The 4,859-nt window shown below is 70.7% G+C and carries 5 protein-coding genes; 1 reads left to right on the plus strand and 4 read right to left on the minus strand.

The annotated features are described in order from the left end of the window. Positions 1 to 379: 379 nt before the first annotated feature. The 4 genes from KBX53_RS22415 to KBX53_RS22430 all read right to left on the minus strand — a co-directional run bounded on the left by KBX53_RS22415 (position 380) and on the right by KBX53_RS22430 (position 3,997). Positions 380 to 811 carry a hypothetical protein gene (locus KBX53_RS22415; RefSeq protein WP_030332093.1) on the minus strand — a complete coding sequence of 144 codons (432 nt, stop codon included), beginning with the start codon at positions 809 to 811 and terminating at the stop codon, positions 380 to 382. Positions 812 to 993: 182 nt separating this feature from the next. Then, on the minus strand, positions 994 to 2,208 hold the full coding sequence (locus KBX53_RS22420; RefSeq protein WP_030332095.1) for a cation:proton antiporter: 1,215 nt from the start codon (positions 2,206 to 2,208) through the stop codon (positions 994 to 996). Positions 2,209 to 2,213: 5 nt separating this feature from the next. After that, positions 2,214 to 2,714, minus strand: a complete 501-nt coding sequence (locus tag KBX53_RS22425) for a cation:proton antiporter regulatory subunit (RefSeq protein WP_210861459.1) — start codon at positions 2,712 to 2,714, stop codon at positions 2,214 to 2,216. 137 nt (positions 2,715 to 2,851) lie between these two features. After that, positions 2,852 to 3,997 carry an epoxide hydrolase family protein gene (locus KBX53_RS22430; protein WP_210861461.1) on the minus strand — a complete coding sequence of 382 codons (1,146 nt, stop codon included), beginning with the start codon at positions 3,995 to 3,997 and terminating at the stop codon, positions 2,852 to 2,854. An 85-nt stretch (positions 3,998 to 4,082) separates the two neighbouring features. Here KBX53_RS22430 and KBX53_RS22435 point away from each other — a divergent pair, with 85 nt between their 5' ends. Continuing rightward, on the plus strand, positions 4,083 to 4,727 hold the full coding sequence (locus tag KBX53_RS22435) for a TetR/AcrR family transcriptional regulator (protein ID WP_030332102.1): 645 nt from the start codon (positions 4,083 to 4,085) through the stop codon (positions 4,725 to 4,727). Positions 4,728 to 4,859 lie beyond the last annotated feature (132 nt).

Genomic DNA, 4,859 nt, shown 5'->3' on the forward strand with positions numbered 1-4,859 from the left:
GGTTGGGTGCGGGCCGGGACGCGGGGCTTCCGCGCGGGGGTCGCGGCCCGTTGGCCGTCGCCGGGGTGCGGGCCGGGACGCGGGGGTTCCGCGCGGGGGTCGCGGCCCGTTGGCCGTCGCCGGGGTGCGGGCCGGGACGCGGGGGTTCCGCGCGGGGGTCGCGGCCCGTTGGCCGTCGCCGGGGTGCGGGCCGGGACGCGGGGGCGCAGCGGCGGGGGTCCTATACCGAGCCTTTGGAGCTGAATCGTTTACGACATCACGCTGTGGTCCGCACCTGTCACGTCAGGGACCCCAACCGGTGAATCGTTTGCGACATCAGCTCCACAGCGGCGCAGGAACCAACACCCCGCTGCGCAGACCGCTGGCGATCAGCCCGCTCTCAACCGAGGCGGCGGTTTTCGCGGACCAGGCCGCCCTCGCACCAGTCCCGGTAGACGAAGAGATCCGGTCGGGCCAACAGCACCCGGCCGTTGTGCGCCCAGATCTTCATCAGCTCGTCGCCGTCCCGCTCGGCCTGTTCGACGAGCTTGCGGAAGCGGCGCTTCGGGTGGGCGCGGAAATTCGTCCGGATGCCGTCGGCCGCGTAGATGTACAGGCAGTGCAGCGCGAAACGCCGGGCCGGGCAGGTCGGATCCATCGCTAACTCGAAGAGCGTCAACACCAGTCGGTCGCCGGAGACCAGCAGGTCCCAGTCGGGTGGCATCGAGGCCAACGGCACCGAATCGGGCTTGTACGCCCAAGCTCGCAACTCCGCCGGAGTCGGATCGACGGGGTTGGCGAAGCCGTGGAACGTCGATTCCTGCACGCTCACCGGCCAACCTTCCGCTCTCGCCCGCGTTTTGGCAACGCTGCCTGCGGACCCTGGCTGCTGCGGCGAAACGGTAACCCGCCCACGCTTTGCTGCGGTAGCCCCCATGAGGAGCAATTCCGCAACCGTTGGCGGGAGGGGCATTACGCCCCTCCCGGTGGCCGTCCCGCGGGTTCAGGTGGTGCTCAGTGCAGTGGGTCGGGGACCGGTGTCGACTCCCGCCGCTGGGCCGCCGCCCGAGTGCGCAACCACCGCTTGAACCACGGGAAGTCAGGCAGTCGGGCCAGAATCGGTCCGGTCACCACGGTGATCAGGACGTACGTCGCGGCCAGCGCCGCCAACCGTGGCTCGACGCTCCCGGCAGCCACCGCGAGCCCGGCGATGACGATGGAGAACTCGCCTCGGGGTACGAGTGCCAGGCCGGTCCGCCATCGACCGGGTTCCGCGATGCCGACACGGCGGGCGGCGAGGTAACCGGTGAGCGTCTTCGTCCCCATGGTGACCACGGCCAGGGCGAGTGCCGGCAGCAGGACCGGCGGGATGTCCTGCGGGTCGGTGGTCAGGCCGAAGAAGACGAAGAACACCGCGGCGAACAGGTCCCGCAGGGGTGAGAGCAGCTCGGTGGCGTGGTGCGCCACCGGGCCGGAGAGGGCGATGCCGACCAGGAACGCACCGACCGCCGCCGACACCTGGAGCGACGCGGCGATGCCGGCGATCAGCAGGGTCAGACCGAGTACGCCCAGAAGCAGCGCCTCCGGGTCCTTCGCCGACAGGGCGGCGGAGATGAGGTGGCCGTAGCGGATGGCGAGGACCAGCACGAGCAGTACGGTGCCCACCGCGACGGTGAGCGCGATCCCGCCGCCGAGCAGGCCGGTGCCGGCCAGGACGGCGGTGACGAGCGGCAGGTAGAGAGCCATCGCCAGGTCCTCGATGACGAGGACCGAGAGGATCACCGGGGTTTCCCGGTTACCGAGCCGGCCCAGGTCGGCGAGGACCTTCGCGATCACGCCGGAGGAGGAGACCCAGGTGATGCCGCCGAGTACCAGGGCGGCGACCCAGTCCCAGCCGAGCAGCAGGGCGAACCCCGCGCCGGGCAGCGCGTTGAGGACGCCGTCGATCAGCCCTGCCGGCGCTGCCGAGCGCAGGTTGCCGACGAGTTCGTTGGCCGAGTATTCCAGGCCGAGCATCACCAGCAGCAGGATGACGCCGATCTCGGCGCCGACGGCGAAGAACTCCTCGCTGGCGTCCAGCGGCAGCAGCCCGCCGTGCCCGAACGCCAGCCCGGCGAGCAGGTAGAGGGGGATGGGAGAGAGGCCGAAGCGCCGGCTGAGCCGGCTGAGGAGCCCAAGCAGCAGCAGCAGCGCACCGACTTCGATGAGCAGCGTGGTGAAATCGTGCATCCGCCTCAGCCGTCCGGGTCACTGTCGGCGAGGATGGCGGACACGCCGTCGAGACCCCTGCGGGTCCCGACAACGACCACCACGTCGCCGGCCGCGAAGCGGAAGGAGGGGAGTGGCGAAACGATCACTTCGCCTTCGCGCAGCACTGCCACGATGGAGGCGCTGGTGCGGGTACGCGCCTTGGTGTCGCCGAGCTTCCGGTTGACGTACGGCGACCCGGCCGTGATGGCGATCTGCTCGGTGAGCAGACCGGCGGCCTGCTCGCGGAGCCCGGAGAGCTGACCGATCATCAGCGACGCACCGAGAATGTCGGCCAGTGCCTCGGCCTCGTCGTCGGTCAGCGGAATGTCCGACTGACAGGCGTCGGGGTCGTCGGGGTCGTAGAGGACGAGATCACGGCGGCCATTGCGGTGGGAGACAACGCCCAGGCGGCGTCCGGACTCCGTCACCAGATCGTGACGTACCCCGATCCCGGGTAAGGCGGTCTGCTCGACACGTACTCGCACTCACCCAGGCTACCGCTTCGTGAACAGAAGACAGATCTTGGAGGGAGCAGGCCCAACCGTGGGTGATCGACTCGGCCTTCACGATGTCGGGGTGTCCGGACAGCCCGGACACCCCGACCCTCAGCGAACCGAGTCGATCAATTCGGTCGGCGGAGGCTGGCGAAGAACTCGCTGATGTCGGTGACCAGCACCTCGGTGGCCTGGTGGGCTGCGTAGTGGCCGCCGACGTCGCCCCGACCGGCGACGTCGGTCGCGTACGCCGTCCACCGGACGATGTTCGCGTGGTCCCGTTCGGCGAAGCGGCGGATGGACTGGAAGTCGCCGGGGAACATGGCCAGCGCGGTCGGAGCGGTGGTCGGCCCGGCCGGCGGCTCGCCGGCGTGCGCGTCCTCCCAGTAGAGCCGGATCGCCGAGGCGGCGGTCCCGGTGAACCAGTAGAGCGCGACGTTGGCCAGGATGAAATCGGCGTCCAGGCTCTCGTCGAAGAGCTGGGCGTTCCAGGCGAGCAGCCCCACCGGTGAGTCGGCCAGCCCGAACGCCAGGGTCTGCGGCTGCTGACTGTGCACCTGGTTGAAGGAGAACTTGTTCTCGTAGAACCACTGGAGGTGCCCGAGCGCCGCCTGGTCCGCCTCGGAGAGCCCGGCGAACTCGGCCGGGTCGCCGGAGGGGAACGAGAAGAGCTGGGTGACGTGGACGCCGAGCACCCGCTGCGGTTCGATCCGGCCCAGCTCCGGCGCGATCATCGAACCGGCGTCGTTGCCGACCGCGCCGTAGCTGTCGTACCCCAGGCGGTTCATCAGCTCGGCCCAGGCGCGGGCGATGCGGAACCGGTTCCAGCCGGCGTTGCGGGTCGGGCCGGAGAAGCCGAAGCCGGGCAGCGACGGGATGACCACGTGGAAGGCCGGCGCGTCCGGGTCGGTGGGCTCGGTGAGCGGGGCGATCACGTCGAGGTATTCCAGCACCGATCCGGGCCAGCCGTGGGTGAGCACCAGCGCGGTGGCGTCCGGCCGGGACGAGCGGACGTGCAGGAAGTGGATCTGCTCGCCGTCGATCTCGGTGACGAACTGGGGGTGGGCGTTCAGGCGGGCCTCGACGGCGCGCCAGTCGAACTCACCCCGCCACCTGTCGACGAGGGCGCGGACCCGCTCGGTGCCCATCCCGTAGGAGTCGCCCGCGCCGGGCAGGTCGGCGGGCCAGGTGGTGCGGCCCAGCCGGGCGGCCAGGTCGTCGAGGGCGGTCTGCGGGATCTCGACGCGGAACGGGCGGATCGCGGTGTCGCTCATGCCGGAACTCCTTCGGAACGGAATGTTTCGTTCTGTGACCACAGTAGCAGAGCGGAACGATCCGTTCCACTGTTAGGCTGACGACATGTCATCGACTTCCGGCAAGACGCTGGGCGGTCGCCGCGCCCAGGCCGCCCGCAACGACGAGGTCATCCTCGAAGCCGCCCGCGCCGTCTTCCTCGACGACCCGAAGGCCCCGATCGCCGCCGTCGCCGACCGCGCGGGCGTCGGCATCAGCGCGCTCTACCGGCGGTACGCGGGCAAGGAGGACCTGCTGCGTCAGCTCTGCCACGACGGGCTACGCCGGTACGTCGCAGAGGCCGAGACCGCCCTCGCCGAGCCGGACGACTGGGCCGCGTTCACCGGCTTCCTCGGCCGGATCGTCGACGCCGACGTGCACTCGCTCACCGTCCACCTGGCCGGCACCTTCACCCCGACCGAGGAGATGGGGCGGGACGCGGTGCGCGCCGGTGAGCTGGCCAGCGCCCTGGTCGACCGGGCACGCGCCAGTGGGCGGCTGCGCCCCGACGCCGTCGTCCAGGATCTGGGGTTGCTGTTGGAGGCGTGCGCCGCGGTGCGCGTACCCGATCCGGAGCGGACCCGCCAACTGCGCCGCCGGCAGCTCGCGGTCCTGCTGGCCGGCCTGTCGGCGGTGCCGGACGCGGACCCGCTGCCCGGCCCGCCGCCGGCGGCCGGCGAGTTCGACTGGCGGTGGCGGCGCCGGGAGTGATGGGCGTCACGCGCTAAGGTTGAGTGGAATACGCTCAACTCTGGTTGTGTCCAATCCAGTGGACAACGCCGATCCGGGGGAGCCCATGAACACCGAAAGACTCACCACCAAGAGCCGGGAAACCATCACGGG

The sequence above is a fragment of the Micromonospora sp. M51 genome, assembly GCF_018070305.1.
Taxonomy (GTDB): Bacteria; Actinomycetota; Actinomycetes; order Mycobacteriales; family Micromonosporaceae; genus Micromonospora; species Micromonospora parva.

Coding starts and splice junctions, on each gene's coding strand:
- KBX53_RS22420 (WP_030332095.1), bottom strand. CDS start 2,208: ATGCACGATTTCACCACGCTGCTCATCGAAGTCGGTGCGCTGCTGCTG.
- KBX53_RS22430 (WP_210861461.1), bottom strand. CDS start 3,997: ATGAGCGACACCGCGATCCGCCCGTTCCGCGTCGAGATCCCGCAGACC.
- KBX53_RS22435 (WP_030332102.1), top strand. CDS start 4,083: ATGTCATCGACTTCCGGCAAGACGCTGGGCGGTCGCCGCGCCCAGGCC.